The sequence below is a fragment of the Sphingobacteriaceae bacterium genome (assembly GCA_002319075.1).
Taxonomy (GTDB): domain Bacteria; phylum Bacteroidota; class Bacteroidia; order B-17B0; family Aurantibacillaceae; genus Aurantibacillus.
Genome location: NVQB01000001.1, coordinates 3292912 through 3306817, shown reverse-complemented (window position 1 = coordinate 3306817; position 13906 = coordinate 3292912). Strand labels below are relative to the sequence as shown.

Sequence of the window (13906 nt, the reverse complement as noted above, 5' to 3'; positions counted from 1 at the left end):
GTCTATTGCCAGTATGTGGCAAAAAAGGTACTTTCGCTATATGCAATATCAAACTATTTTACTGATAGACGATGATGTAGAAGATCAGGAAATTTTTACCAATGCGCTTTCCAAAGTTTCAGATCTGGTACAATGCGTTTGTTTTACAAACGCAAGAACGGCGTTAGAGAAACTAAAAGCAAAAGAGCTTAATCCCGACATAATATTTCTTGATTTAAATATGCCCATTATGAATGGACGTGAATTTTTGACACTCCTTAAAAATACCGAAGCCCTTAAAGAAATTCCGGTTATTATTTTTTCTACCTCTGCTAGTCCTACAACAATAAAAGAAACAAGAGACCTTGGCGCCAAAGATTTTATAACAAAACCTAATCGCTTTGACCAGCTGGTAGAAATTCTTAAACCCATCATTAACTAAGTTATTCGTTTTGAGTTCAAATAAAAAGAATACAGACTTTAAATTTCTAAAAGCAGGAGGAGAAACTGGTGAACTCATTCGTAATTTCGATTGGTCCAGCACTCCGGTTGGAAGCCCTGAAACATGGCCGGCAGAATTAAAAAATGCTTTAAGATTAATGCTTAGCTCACCCATTGCCATGTGTATTATGTGGGGAAAAGACTATGTGCAATTCTACAACGACGCATTCATTCCTTCTTTCGGAAAAACAAGGCATCCGGGCGCACTGGGTGCGAAGGTTGAAAACACTTCACAAAGATGGCCTGTTGTAAAAGCACTTTTTGAAAAAGTAATGAGTGGCGAGACAATCTACATGGAGGACTCAAAGATCCTGGTAGATAAGAACGGATATTTTGAAGAATGTTTTTTTAATGTTTCCTATATTCCTATTTATATGGAAGATGGAACAGTAGGAGGAGTGCAAAGCATTGTTCTCGAAACAACTGATAAAGTAAATGCGGCCAAAACACTGCAGGAAACTGAAGCAAGAGTGCGGCTGCTCATTCAGGAAGCTCCCGTTGCTACTGCCTTGTTTGTAGGAAAAGAGATGTTGATTGACCTTGCCAACGACAAGATGATAGAGATTTGGGGCAAAGGTAAGTCAGTAATTGGAATGCCGTTGGCCGAAGCACTCCCTGAATTAAAAGAACAATCTTTTCTACAACTACTGGATGATGTTTTTACAACAGGAAAATCATTTGAAGCAAATGGTCTGTTTTGTGAATTGTTGGTGGATGGAAAACTTCGTCCCTTTTATTTTGACTTTACTTATAAAGCCGTTCGTAATACAAAAGGAGAAATTTACGGTGTTATGGATATGGCTGTGGACGTTACAGAACAAGTACTGGCCAAAAGAAAAACCGAAAAAAGTCAGCAGGAGCTGCTTTCACTATTTGAAGAATCGCCTGTTGGCATTGCCAGGATAAGCAGTGAAAATCTTGTGTTTAAAATGGCTAACCGTTTTTATGGCCAGTTAGTAGGTCGCCGGCCTGACGACATTATTGGCAAGTCTTTGCTCGATGCCTTGCCAGAGCTCAAAGGCCAGGGTTTTGAAGAGCTGCTGAACGGAGTACTATCAACCGGTGTTGCATACACAGCAAATGAGGTCGGGGCAACCCTTTTAAGAAATAATGTTCTGGAAAAAATTCATGTTGATCTTACTTATCAACCCATTCGCGAAGAAGGACTAATTACAGGAATTTTGATTGTAGCAACCGATGTTACCCAGCAAGTAGCCGCACGGAAAAAAGTTGAGGAAAGTGAAGCGCATCTTCAATTAATGCGTGATACAGTGCCTGCCATGATCTTTTATGTGGATGAAGAGGAGCGGTATCAATCATACAACGGCGTTTTTATGAAATGGTTTAACGTGGATGCAAAAGGTGCACTTGGAAAGACCATTCGTGAATTTATTGGAGACAAAGCCTACGATCAAACCCGGCCTAATTTAAGAAGGGCATACGGAGGTGAACAAGTCACTTATCAAATGTATGCTCCTTCAAGAATGGAAGGTGATAAGTGGCTAAGCATCGTTTACACACCCGACATAAAAAGCGATGGAAAAGTGAAAGGTATAATTGTGCATGCCACAGATATAACAGAACATATTTTAACGCTTAAAAAAATTGAAGAGAGTGAACTGTTTTCGCGCGATGTGATACATCACTCTCCGGTAGCCAAAATTGTATATACTGGAAAAGAGCTGACTATTTCTGTTGTAAATAAAAATATGTTACAGCTTCTGGGACGTGATGAATCTATTATAGGAAAAACATTTGTAGAGGCAATTCCCGAACTTGCCGGATCTGTGCTTGAGGAACGAATGAACCATGTATTTACTACTGGAGAAACTTTTGTACAGTCAGAAGAAAAGATCGATTTAGTGCGCTTCGGGAAGCCTTATACCGGCTATTATACATACACTTACAAAGTCCTGAGAAAAGTTTCCGGTGAAATATATGGTATGATGGCAGCTGCATCAGAAATTACCGACCAGGTTCTTGCACGCCAGCAAATAGAAAACAAAGAAAAAGAATTACGTGATTTAATAACTGCCGCTCCCATCGGTATTGCTGTTGTAATAGGAAAAGAAGCGAAGATTGAAGACGTGAATGAACGCTTTGTTCAGATTTCCGGAAAATCACGTGAGCAATTTAAAGACGCGACCTATTGGGACGTTTTTCCGGAAGTAGCTGAAACATATGGCCCTGCGCTAGAAGAAGTATTTGAAACCGGCATAAAATTCAGATCGGAAGAGGCTGAAATGGTGCTCATTCGGCGCGGTGTTCATGAAAAGATTTTTGCAACATTTGATTATGTACCCATTTTTGACAGTTACAATAAAGTATCTAAAGTTATTATTTTAGTAATTGAAGTTACGCACCAGGTAGAAACACGGAAACAAATTGAAACGGCCGTGATTGAACGTACAAAAGAACTGGACGAATCGAATCTTCAACTAAAACGCTCTAATTCTGAATTGGAGCAGTTCGCCTATATTGCTTCTCACGATCTGCAAGAACCTGTGCGCAAGATCAGTACGTTTACGCAAATGCTGGAGCACAGTATTCCCGAAATCTCAGAAAAATCAAAAAATTACATATCAAAAATTTATACTTCTACCGATAGAATGTCAAATCTGATTCGCGATGTTCTTGCTTTTTCGCAATTGTCGCAGGCAACAGGCATTTTCGAATCTGTAGACCTATCTAAAATTATTAAAGGAATAGAAGTTGATTTTGAATTGCAGATCCAGGAAAAAGAGGCCTCTATTGAAGTAATTGATATGCCTGTCGTTAACGCAATTTCCTCACAAATGACGCAGCTTTTCAGTAATCTTATGTCTAACTCTTTAAAATACACGCGCCCAGGTGTTGCGCCTGTAATAAAGATTTCAGCAAGCCCTGCAAAAAAAGAAAAGATTGCGCAATATCCTCATCTGGACGGAAGTAAAAAATACCATCACATCCAATTCATCGATAATGGAATTGGATTTGACCAGGAACATGCGGACCGTATTTTTAAAATCTTCCAGCGCCTCCATGGTAAAACCGAATATGAGGGTACAGGAATCGGACTTTCTATTTGCCGTAAGATCTTACAAACACACAATGGCCATATTACTGCTGAACCCGGCGAGAATGAGGGTGCTCTCTTTACTATTTTTCTTCCACTAGTCTAAAAATTAAGTTATAGTTTTCCAGTGAACCCGCTTCGTTCACTTTAGCATGCATGGGCATATTTTCCGCGATCTCTAACTTCATTGCTCTCTCGGGGTTAAACTTTCAAAACAAGCTTACAGATATAAAATAAAAACGTCTTTGTACAAAGTACAAAGACGTTTAAACTAAGAAGAAATAAAAATTACTTCTTCTTTACTAAGAATGCTCCGCCTAACAATGCGAGAACAAATAATACGAGGAATATAAAGAAAAGCACTTTAGCAATACTTGCTGCGCCTGCAGCGATTCCAGTGAATCCGAATAGTGCCGCTATTAAAGCAATCACTAAAAATATTATTGAATAACGTAACATATGGAATAGGTTTTTAATGGTTTATACCGGATATAAAGTAAAATTTATGCCAGTTATATCCACTATTATTAAAAGCAAAAAATGGGGAATGTATTTGCACGTGGGGAAAAATAAGCGCAAAAAGGGAAAGTGGAAACAATTCCTAATTCTTAATGAGTTTACAATTTGAACTATTACCTTGTCCGTCAACTATTTTTAGATGATAAACACCGGCCTTTAGCTCAGTCGCATTAAAATGGAGAAGGCCAGGGGGAGATGAAGGAAAATTTCGCACAAGTACAAGTTTTCCATAGCTATCATAAAACCTTATTTCACTTAAACTGGCATGCTTCATATTAATGAACAGTTCAGATTGAAATGGATTTGGAAAAATGGCCAGGTGCTTTTCGTCCCCCAACTCCTCTATTCCGGTACAATTCGCACTAGCCAGATAAAAAACCGCTGTCGCTGTACATCCTCCTCCATTAGATAAAAGCAAGTTATAACTGCCTACCGTAGCGGCTATTGACTGTTGCGCTATGCTGCCGGTAAAGGAACTGGAAGTCCATATATAATTTATTGCCCCATAACCAGTTAGGGTAGCCGTTTCGCCGACACAGACTGCAGCACTACTCGCTAATAAGACCGAACTTTCTGCAGGATAATTTCCTACTACCACTACAACCGTACCGGAGCTTATACACCCTGAAGTTTCGCCTGTAACGGTGTAAACTGCAGTGACACTTGGTGTTGCAATCACGCCACCACCAACGGGTGAAGACAATGCAGTACCAGTCCAACTAAAGTTAGTGGCCCCTGTGGCCATCAGAGTTGTTGTCTGAGGCGGGCAAATGGTGTCGTCACTGGCGGTTAGAGTAATTAACGGTAATGCATTTACTATTACCGTTGCATTAAAATGAGAAGAACCAGTACTGGTGACAACTGCTAAACTAATTGTAAATGTTCCGGCTATTGGAAAGCTTATGGAAGTAACTGAAGCAGCAGGGGAAAAAATTATTGGTCCTGAAGGAGAAGACGACCAACTATAGGCGGTTGCTGAAAGTGTACCTGCATTAGCCGTTACCGTGAGAGACGTGCCCGCACATACATTAGAAGTCAGGCTAAAGCTTGCTTGTGAAAAAGCCCTTTGGCCAGTAAGAAATAAACAACAGAGGAAAAAAGAGAGGAAAAGATTTTTCATAAGTTGGGATCTTTACCAAATTTATAAAAAAAACAAATGCGATACAAAAAACAAAAAGACCAATGCTGCTGACATTGGTCTTTTCTAAAATTATAAAAAATTAAAAGTACTATCCGTTTACTAACAGATTAAAGGTCTTCATTTTATTGTACAAAGTTTTTCTGTCGATATTTAAAATTAAAGCGGCTTTAGATTTATTAAAGTTCACTTTACGTAAAACTTCCAGAATCTTTTCATACTCTGCATGAAGCGCTGCAGACTTAAGATCCGGCATATCTTTATAATTTGCCGAACTCTCTTTAGTATCCTCAATCAGGTTAAACTTCGATTGGAAAATAATTTCCTGAGGAAGCGTTTCAAGAGTAATAACATCTTTGCTTGTTAGCAAAGCTGCGCGTTTAATGATGTTATTCATTTCACGTAAATTACCCGGCCAATTGTAATCCAAAAATATTTTTTCAACTTCAGGAACAAAACCCGTAATATTTTTATTTAGTTCGCCATTTGCATTTCTTAAAAAGAAATCCGCAAATAACATAATGTCGTCATTTCTTTCACGCAATGGTGGAAGATCGATTGAGAACTCATTGAAGCGATGATAAAGATCTTCACGGAATTTTCCTTTTGCTGTAACTTCGCTTAACTTTTCATTTGATGCAACAATAATACGCACATCAATGTTGGTTTCTTTTTGAGAGCCAATTCTACGAATTTTTCTTTCCTGAATTACACGTAATAAAGAAACCTGGATATCGTAAGTCAAATTCCCGATCTCATCCAGGAAAATAGTGCCACCATTAGCCAATTCAAATTGACCGATCTTGGTTTGCATAGCTCCGGTAAATGAACCTTTTTCGTGACCGAACAATTCACTGCCTGCTAATTCTTTGGTTAAAGACCCGCAATCTACCGCGATAAAAGGTTTATCCTTACGCGTACTCTGTGTGTGAATACTGTATGCAACAGATTCCTTACCTGTTCCACTTTCTCCATAAATAATTACCGAATAATTTGTCGGAGCTACTAGTTTAATTTGTGTGTGCAATTTATCTGCTTCCTTACTTCTGCCAACAACCAGATTTTTAGGATCGGCTACCACATGTTTTTTATGCGGAACGGCTTCTACTTTGCCATCTGTAACAGAATTTTCAGAAGAAGAAGAACCAGATTGTGCTCTTTCATCTTTAGCACTTATAGCTTTATCTACAAGCATCAATACTTCTTCCGGTAAAAGGGGTTTTGTAATATAATCAAAAGCTCCACTTTTAATAACATCTACGGCTATCTTAACGTCTGAATACCCGGTAATAATGATTACCTGGGTTTTTTGGTTAAGTTCTTTTATGCTTAATAAAAGCTCCTTACCGTCAGTATCAGGAAGTCTGAAATCGCAAAATGCGATATCTACTTCATTCTCTTTCAAATAAGTTAACGCTTTTTTTCCGCTGGTGACATAACTTGTATCGTGACCTTTTCTTTTTAGAAATCTATCCAGTAATTGACAGATATCCGTGTCGTCATCAATAATAAGAATTTTTGCCATAGTGTTTTAATTAATGGTTGTTTTGTTAGATTCTACGTTGTTTATCACTTCTAGTAATTGGTTTATCAAAAATGGTTTTTTGAGAAATCCATTTGCTCCCAATTCTTTATACCCGTCTGCTAATTTATCATTGTCTGCGCTAATGAATATAACCATGTTATTTTCATTCTTAAATTTTCTAGCGTAATAAATACCGTTTCCGTCTGGTAGATTTACATCCAGGATAATTATATCCGGTTGATTTTGATTAAACAGCTCAACACCTTTTTTTAAATTCTCTGCTTCTAAAACAGAAAATTTATGGGTTGTAAGCGCCCGTTTAAGAAGAAAACGAATGTCTGCTTCATCATCAATAATCAGAACTTTTTTATTCATCAGCATCAACATAAAGTACTAGAGCTAAATTAGGGTATTATATTCATTAAAAGAAACTAAGATTGGTGGTAAAGCAATTATTGCTCACCACCAATCTTAATTCTGATTATTTAATGTCACACTCGATAGTGTAATCGAATCCACCACTTGTACCAGTAGTCTCCATGTCATTACATTTATCAGCTGCTCTTACTTTTGTATCTTTAAAAGTATAGTCCTGATCATGCGTGGTTACAGTAGTACCATTTTCAGTATAGGTTCTGTTACATACACAGGTGTAATCTTTTTTACAAGATGTCATAGCTCCGCCTAATCCAAGGGCAGCTACTAAAATGAATAATTTTTTCATGTTTTTAAGCGTTTTATTTGTTATTAATTGTTTGGTTTAAATTGAATTGTTTGAGCTTATCGCTTTTTTTTGTTTCAGGTTTTTAAAAAGGCCCTGCACTTTATTTATTCCATTTGAAATAAGGTCTGGATGATTTGTCATAACGTAATCTGTAGCCTTACGAACAAGTAGAGAAGATATAAACCCTCTTACCGAGCCACCTCTTCCAAAAATTTTGGAGATGAGAAAATCTTTTCCAAGATTTAATCCGGCAGTTTTTAAGTCTGAAGTAGTTTCTTTATCTCCACCGAGTTTATTCAGCAGATTTTTAACCATCATTGAAGGATGCATAGAATAAACCAATTCTCTCACGTTTCTCTTAATAACTAACTCTTGTTCTTCTTTGAGGTTGTTAAGTTTCATGATACGGTGATGTAGATCGGTATCGTTCTGTATAACTATCTGCTGGCTCATTTTCGTAATTTTTACTGGTTATGATTTTTGAATAATTCTTTGATAATCATATTGCGGAAAGGTTTTGCAATTGAATTTTTTCTGATTGCTGACAGTATCACTACGATCAATAAATAGGCCCCTCCTACAATAATGAATCCAAGAAATTCACTCTCCAGAACATGGTTAAGATAAAAACCTAAACCAAAGCTTAACATTAATATAGTTAAGACAGAGAGAAAAATTATCGGCAGAAAAGAGAACGTGTTAGATCCTACATGAGCCAGTTTATCTGAAGCTTTAAGGATTGCTAATTCGTATCTTGTATTAATATAATCTTTAATACTGTCTACCGTTTCTTCAATTTTGGTTGGTTCTTCCATTATCATAATTGCTGGAATTAAACTATTAAGCTAAATCAGTTTTTACTTTATCAGCAGCAGATTTATACTGGTGATCCATTTTATTTTTAGCTGTTTTTGTAAATTCTTCAGCACGCTCTTCGGCCATGTCTTTGAATTTGTTTAAACCGTCCTGAGCTTTTTGTTTTAAGTCATCGGCCAGATCTTTAGCTCCGTTGAATAATTTTTTGCGAGTTTCAGTACCTTTATCTGGTGCTAAAAGAATACCACATGCAGCTCCAACAACTGCTCCTAAAACTAATGCGCCAATAATTTTTCCTGCGTTTTCCATAATATTTAATTTTTAAAAAATTTATAATTTGTATGACCGGATATGACCAAGATTGTGCCATGCCTGATTTTCCGGCTTATGAACTGAAAATCAAGCAGCTACAAAAACCCGTGGTTACACATAATTGGATGGAGAGAAATAATTTCCCCATAGTGTGGAAAATCTAAAATTGCTTAAAATGGTTACAACATCCTGATTTTCAATTTCTCAATCTGAGCATCATTTTACTTGATAATTGACGCGCCCCTGTACTTTCCGGATTATAGGCTGGCATAATTTTTACTGAGCATTACTAAATACTTACATCATGGAAACCGCCACTAAAGAAACTACAGAAAAAATTATAGCCCGGCTGAATGATCTTGTTGAGATAAACAATGATCGTATTCAAGGATATGAAAGAGCAATTGCAGAAAACGAGGACGAAGAGTTAGATTATTTATTTGTAACGATGGCTTCCCATAGCAAGACAAACAAATCTGATCTTGGTCATGAGATAACTTTACTTGGAGGAACACCTACTGATGGCACCAAAACTTCCGGTAAATTATTTCGTCTGTGGATGGATCTGAAAGCGGCAATGACCGGAAAAAACAAAGCTGAGATTCTTGCCTCATGTGAATTTGGAGAAGATGCTGCTATTGAAACTTACGAAACGATATTAAAAAATGAAGATAAGGTATTGAATTCGCAACTCATTTCTTTAATAGAATCGCAAAAAGCAGAGATTGTTAAAGATCATGACCGTATTAAAGTTCTGCGTGAGAAAGAAAAAAATTAACCAAAAAATAAATATACCAATGAAACAAAAATTTATTATTCTCGCACTGTCTGGTCTAATGGCAGGAGCGGTATTAAGCAGCTGCTCAGGCGGTTCGGAAAACAAAGTAGAAAATGCGGCTGAAAATGTAAATGAGGCTCAAAAGGATCTTGAAGATGCTGAGCGTAAATATGCTGAAGAGTGGGATAAATTCCAGGCTGAAAGCGATCAACGTATCATAGCTAATGAAGCAGAAATTGCTAATTATAGAGAAAAAGAAAAAAACGATAAGCAATTCAGTAAAAAATATAAGGAATCGATTGATAATCTGGAAGCTAAAAATGCTGAAATGAAAGTTAAAATGCGCGATGGAAAAGAAAAATCAAAAGACAACTGGGAAGAATTTAAACGTGAGTGGAACCACGACATGGATGAACTGGGTGCTGCCATTAAAGATCTTGGAAAAGACAACAAAAATTAACATAAAAAAATAAAACGGCCCTAAGGGGCCGTTTTTTATTATTGCAAAGTTTAAAAATTGATTTCTACCTTTGAATTTCAGAAGTGATCTAAAAAGATACTCTAAAATTTACTGGCAAGCTTTTATATGTAGTAGAACTAGAAAATCAGATTATTATGAAACTCAATACAAACATCGAGAGCGTTAGTTCCATCAACACTAAGGATTTTGACGAAAACTATTTTAAACCCCAAAAACCTGTACTGATAAAAGGTTTAGCCAACTTATATCCAGCCGGCCGTAAATGGAATATTAATTTTATCAAGGCTTATTGTGGAGATGTTAAAGTAGATATTTTTGACAATGGTAAAAAAGACAGTTCGTCTTCAGCATTCACTACCCCTGATCTTCAGATGAATTTTGGTGACTATGTGGATACTATTATAAAAGACGAACCTTCTGACCTGCGCATGTTTTTATTCAATATGTTTAAAAAGAAACCAGGTCTTAGAAAAGATTTTCCATGTCCTTATTTGTTCAAAGGTATTCTTGGTAAAATTGGCTATATGTTTTTTGGAAGCAAAAACATTAAAGTACGTATTCACCAGGACATTGACATGTCTAGTGTGATACTTACTCAGTTTCATGGCAGAAAAAGAGTGGTGCTAATTTCACCTGAATATTCCGATCTGTTATACCGCCTGCCCTACAATACATATTCCCTGGTGGATCTTGATAATCCTGATTACGCAAAATACCCTGGTTTAAAATACGTGGAAGCCAATGAATATATTTTAGAGCCCGGAGACGCTTTGTTTATGCCTAGCGGTTATTGGCACTATATCACTTACCTTGATGGTGGCTTTGGTGTAAGCTACAGAAAATTAGCTCCAACCTTTGCAATGAAATTGCTCGGACTTCTTAGCCTGACCTTGTACATGCCCTTTGATAAAGTGATGAACTTTTTATTGGGAAAAAAGTGGCTTGCGTATAAAGAAATGAGAGCTGAAAAACGTGCAAATAAAGCTATTATGAAAAAAATGATGGAAGAAGAATATGCAAATTCTCATCCTCGCCCACAACCTTCTCCGCTATTCAATTCAAGGGTTCACGCCAATCAACATTAATCGGTTAACTATTTATAATAACAAAAAGCTTACAAAATTTTGTAAGCTTTTTTTACTTTAGTGCTTTCGTTTTATGCGGAAAGTTTAGTAAGGCACCTCTTAAGATCTATTCCCTTACCTAAAACTCCTTTAAACAAGTCGCCTTTCTTTTTCAATCGTTCAAAAATAGTAAACATTGTAAAATTTTGCGGTGATAAACCTTTTTTTACCTCTTTCCCGTCGAGTGGCGTTGACACAGTTGCACCCGTTCTGGGACGCAAGCTGTAAACACTAGCTATGGTCTGCCCTCTTCTATTTTGTAAATGGTCGAGATAGATTTTATTTCCACGCTTTTTGAGACTGCGTTCTAAACTGGTAAGCTCAGGCAGCTGCCCCTGCACTAATTTGCAAACGAGATGGGCAAACTCTTTTACCTGATCGTAGGTGTATTTCTTCTTAACCGGAATATAAATGTGAAGTCCTGTAGCGCCAGAGGTCTTGCAATAAGCATCGGCCCCTGCACGATCTAAAACTTTTTTTACAACCTTACCCGTTTTTATTACTTCATCAAAAGTATTTTTGGCAGAAGGATCAAGATCAATGACGAGGTAATCTGGATTATTTAATTTTTTAACCGTAGAATGCCAGGGATTTATTTCTATACAACCCAAATTATTCAGATAGGCAAGCGTAGCTTTATTGTTGCAAAGTATATAATCGATTTCGCGATCTGCAGCTTCTGAATATAACTTAATGCTTTCTATCCATTCAGGGGCGCCTTCACCGGCATTCTTGTGAAAAAATCCCGGCTTGTCTATTCCGTTTGGCATGCGTAGTAAAGACTGGGAACGTCCTTTTAAATAAGGCAGAATGTATTCTGAAATGCTTTGATAGTACTTTACGACCTCGCCTTTTGTAATTTTTTCTTTTGGCCAGTAAATTTTATCGGGATGCGTAACAGGCACATCACTACTACCAAAAGTAAAAATCGTTGCAGACTTTTTCTTCGCCGGTTTGTCTGGCGACATGTTATCCGGTCTCTTTGTATTCTCTGATGATTTTCGTGTGAGCGCCTTCATTTTAAGAAGCTTTTTTGCGCTTACCACCCAGACTTGCTTTCAGCTGGCTTACCAGGTCTTTTGAAGTACTATGAACCACTTTTAATTTGGAAGCTTTTACAGGTTTACCTTTCGACTTGGCTTTGATTACCTTCATCAAATCGGCGCTATACGTGTCTTTATATTTAGAAATATCAAACTTTTCGGTTAGTTGATCGATCAGAGACAAAGCCATTTTTAATTCGTTGGCTTTTACCTCTGTTTTGGCAGGTAAAGTAAGATCGGAAGTATCGCGAATTTCTTCATGAAAACGGATGCGATTTAAAACAATTACCTTTTGATTTGCCCGCAAGATTGCAAGGCCCTCTTTGCTACGCATAACAAAAGAAGCAATTCCAACCTTTCCACTTTTTAGCAGCGCTTCACGCAACAAAGCATAGGCTCTCGCTCCCGATTTGTCGGGCTCGAGGTAGTAAGGTGTTTCATAATACATGCTTTCGATCTCCGATTCTTTTACGAAGTCGGTAATCTCGATTGTTTTTGTTTTTTTTGCACTCGCCGATTCAAAATCCTTTTCTGTCAATACCACATACTCATCATTCGGTAATTTGTAGCCTTTTACAATGTTTGCCCAGGTAACTTCCTTCCCCGTTTTTTCATTCACCCGCATAAAGCGTATGTTCGAATGATCTTTTTTATCGAGCATATCAAGGTCTAAAGTGCTTGATTCTGTTGCGCTGTAAACTTTCACAGGAATGTTTACAAGTCCAAATCCTATTGCGCCGGTCCAAATTGATCTCATGACTTTTTTATTTTAAGTGTTACGCAGCTCTTTTTCCTTTAGGTGATTTTGAGAGAGCAGCTTCCTTTTCGAATATTTTCATTAAAATTTTTTCTTCGCTGTGCAGTTCCGATATTTTTTTTGCCGGCTTTATTTTTTCAAGTTCTGAAAAATACCTATTGATCTGTTTCGTTTCATATAAAGAAACGATGACTGGATGGACATAATACTTTTTACAAACCGTCCTGGTATTCCCCAGATGTTTCGAAACAATATCTAAGGCCTCAACAATCTTCTTTTTTGTTTCGGTTTGTGTTTCGCAATTGCCAAGGGTTTTAAATGCCATTAAAGCATGAATGGTTCCAGACCAGGTTCTGAAATCTTTAGCCGAAAAATCTTTACCGCTGATTTTTTTTATGTACTCGTTCACCATGCCCGAATCTACACAATGATGTCTTTTATTTTCATCAATGTACTGAAAAAGTTCTTTACCTGGAATGTCACGGCATTGCTTCACTAATAGCGCAAGTCTTTTATTGTTAATGCTGATAGAATGATGAACCCCTTTTTTTCCTTTAAAAGCAAACTGAACATTGTTTCCCGAGAACTTTACGTGCTTATCCTTTAAAGTGGTAAGGCCATACGACCCGTATAATTTTTCATACTGATCATTGCCAATACGGATATTTGTTTGCTCCATCAAACTAACAATTAATGCCAGTATTTTTTGCAGGGGCAATCCCGGCAAAGACAGATCTTTTTCGAGTTGCACGCGTATTTGAGGAAGAACTGTTCCAAATTCATGAAGGCGGTAAAATTTCGTTTGGTTCCTTAACGCATTCCATAAGGGATGATACCGGTATTGTTTCCTGTTTTTTATATCGAGGCCGGTAGCTTGCAAATGCCCGTTTTCTTTCACACAAATCCACACATTCTGCCAGGCCGGTGGAATAACTAAGCTTTTTATGCGGTCGAGTTCATTCTTACTGTTTACCTTTTTATTTTTTAATACGTAATGAAATTTCTCTCCTTTTTTCACCCGGTTGATGCCGGGCTCTGCGTCTTTCACATAAATCAAATTAACCGCTTCTGCTGTCTTTACAGCATCCTTCACTATCAAACTCATTTCTTTCTGTGAAAGATTCATTATGTTGTCATGCATGGTGAACTTATTT

The 13906-nt window shown here is 37.2% G+C and carries 16 protein-coding genes; 5 read left to right on the top strand and 11 right to left on the bottom strand.

Annotated features, from left to right (window positions below; all coding sequences use genetic code 11):
• Nucleotides 1-40: 40 nt before the first annotated feature.
• On the top strand, nucleotides 41-421 hold the full coding sequence (locus tag CNR22_14315; protein ID PBQ32897.1) for a response regulator: 381 nt from the start codon (nucleotides 41-43) through the stop codon (nucleotides 419-421).
• Between the two features lie 10 nt (nucleotides 422-431).
• Nucleotides 432-3641: a hypothetical protein gene (locus CNR22_14310; protein PBQ32896.1), complete on the top strand. Its 3210-nt coding sequence runs from the start codon at nucleotides 432-434 to the stop codon at nucleotides 3639-3641.
• Nucleotides 3642-3823: 182 nt separating this feature from the next.
• Here CNR22_14310 and CNR22_14305 read toward each other — a convergent pair whose 3' ends face one another.
• From CNR22_14305 to CNR22_14270, 8 genes are all read right to left on the bottom strand, one after another.
• Nucleotides 3824-3994, bottom strand: coding sequence for a DUF1328 domain-containing protein (locus tag CNR22_14305; GenBank protein PBQ32895.1), 171 nt, complete (start codon nucleotides 3992-3994; stop codon nucleotides 3824-3826).
• A 142-nt stretch (nucleotides 3995-4136) separates the two neighbouring features.
• On the bottom strand, nucleotides 4137-5174 hold the full coding sequence (locus CNR22_14300) for a hypothetical protein (GenBank protein ID PBQ32894.1): 1038 nt from the start codon (nucleotides 5172-5174) through the stop codon (nucleotides 4137-4139).
• A gap of 109 nt (nucleotides 5175-5283) precedes the next feature.
• Entirely contained in the window at nucleotides 5284-6717 is a 1434-nt protein-coding gene (locus CNR22_14295) for a sigma-54-dependent Fis family transcriptional regulator (GenBank protein ID PBQ32893.1), read from the bottom strand.
• Between the two features lie 6 nt (nucleotides 6718-6723).
• Nucleotides 6724-7104 (bottom strand): hypothetical protein, encoded by a 381-nt coding sequence (locus tag CNR22_14290; GenBank protein PBQ32892.1) that lies wholly within the window; start codon nucleotides 7102-7104, stop codon nucleotides 6724-6726.
• A gap of 94 nt (nucleotides 7105-7198) precedes the next feature.
• The gene (locus CNR22_14285; protein PBQ32891.1) at nucleotides 7199-7441 is read right to left on the bottom strand and encodes a hypothetical protein; all 243 of its coding nucleotides are present in this window, start codon (nucleotides 7439-7441) and stop codon (nucleotides 7199-7201) included.
• Between the two features lie 36 nt (nucleotides 7442-7477).
• Nucleotides 7478-7894, bottom strand: a complete 417-nt coding sequence (locus CNR22_14280) for a hypothetical protein (GenBank protein ID PBQ32890.1) — start codon at nucleotides 7892-7894, stop codon at nucleotides 7478-7480.
• A gap of 11 nt (nucleotides 7895-7905) precedes the next feature.
• On the bottom strand, nucleotides 7906-8262 hold the full coding sequence (locus CNR22_14275; protein PBQ32889.1) for a hypothetical protein: 357 nt from the start codon (nucleotides 8260-8262) through the stop codon (nucleotides 7906-7908).
• Nucleotides 8263-8281: 19 nt separating this feature from the next.
• A complete protein-coding gene (locus tag CNR22_14270; protein ID PBQ32888.1) occupies nucleotides 8282-8569 on the bottom strand; it encodes a hypothetical protein in 288 nt (95 codons plus the stop codon).
• Between the two features lie 304 nt (nucleotides 8570-8873).
• On the opposite strand from CNR22_14270, the gene CNR22_14265 reads away from it, so the two are divergent.
• The 3 genes from CNR22_14265 (at nucleotide 8874) to CNR22_14255 (ending at nucleotide 10913) form a co-directional block, all read left to right on the top strand.
• Nucleotides 8874-9347 (top strand): hypothetical protein, encoded by a 474-nt coding sequence (locus CNR22_14265; protein PBQ32887.1) that lies wholly within the window; start codon nucleotides 8874-8876, stop codon nucleotides 9345-9347.
• A complete protein-coding gene (locus tag CNR22_14260) occupies nucleotides 9307-9807 on the top strand; it encodes a peptidase M23 (GenBank protein PBQ32886.1) in 501 nt (166 codons plus the stop codon). Before CNR22_14265 ends, CNR22_14260 begins: the two co-directional genes overlap by 41 nt.
• Before the next feature lie 155 nt (nucleotides 9808-9962).
• Nucleotides 9963-10913 carry a hypothetical protein gene (locus tag CNR22_14255; protein PBQ32885.1) on the top strand — a complete coding sequence of 317 codons (951 nt, stop codon included), beginning with the start codon at nucleotides 9963-9965 and terminating at the stop codon, nucleotides 10911-10913.
• A 71-nt stretch (nucleotides 10914-10984) separates the two neighbouring features.
• On the opposite strand, the gene CNR22_14250 is transcribed toward CNR22_14255, so the two are convergent.
• From CNR22_14250 to CNR22_14240, 3 genes are read right to left on the bottom strand one after another with little or no spacing between them, the layout of a single operon-like run.
• Complete coding sequence (locus CNR22_14250; protein PBQ34912.1) at nucleotides 10985-11971, bottom strand: DNA polymerase LigD; 987 nt, start codon at nucleotides 11969-11971, stop codon at nucleotides 10985-10987.
• A gap of 1 nt (nucleotide 11972) precedes the next feature.
• Nucleotides 11973-12752 carry a Ku protein gene (locus tag CNR22_14245; protein ID PBQ32884.1) on the bottom strand — a complete coding sequence of 260 codons (780 nt, stop codon included), beginning with the start codon at nucleotides 12750-12752 and terminating at the stop codon, nucleotides 11973-11975.
• 19 nt (nucleotides 12753-12771) lie between these two features.
• Nucleotides 12772-13893: a DNA topoisomerase I gene (locus CNR22_14240; GenBank protein ID PBQ32883.1), complete on the bottom strand. Its 1122-nt coding sequence runs from the start codon at nucleotides 13891-13893 to the stop codon at nucleotides 12772-12774.
• Nucleotides 13894-13906: the final 13 nt, after the last annotated feature.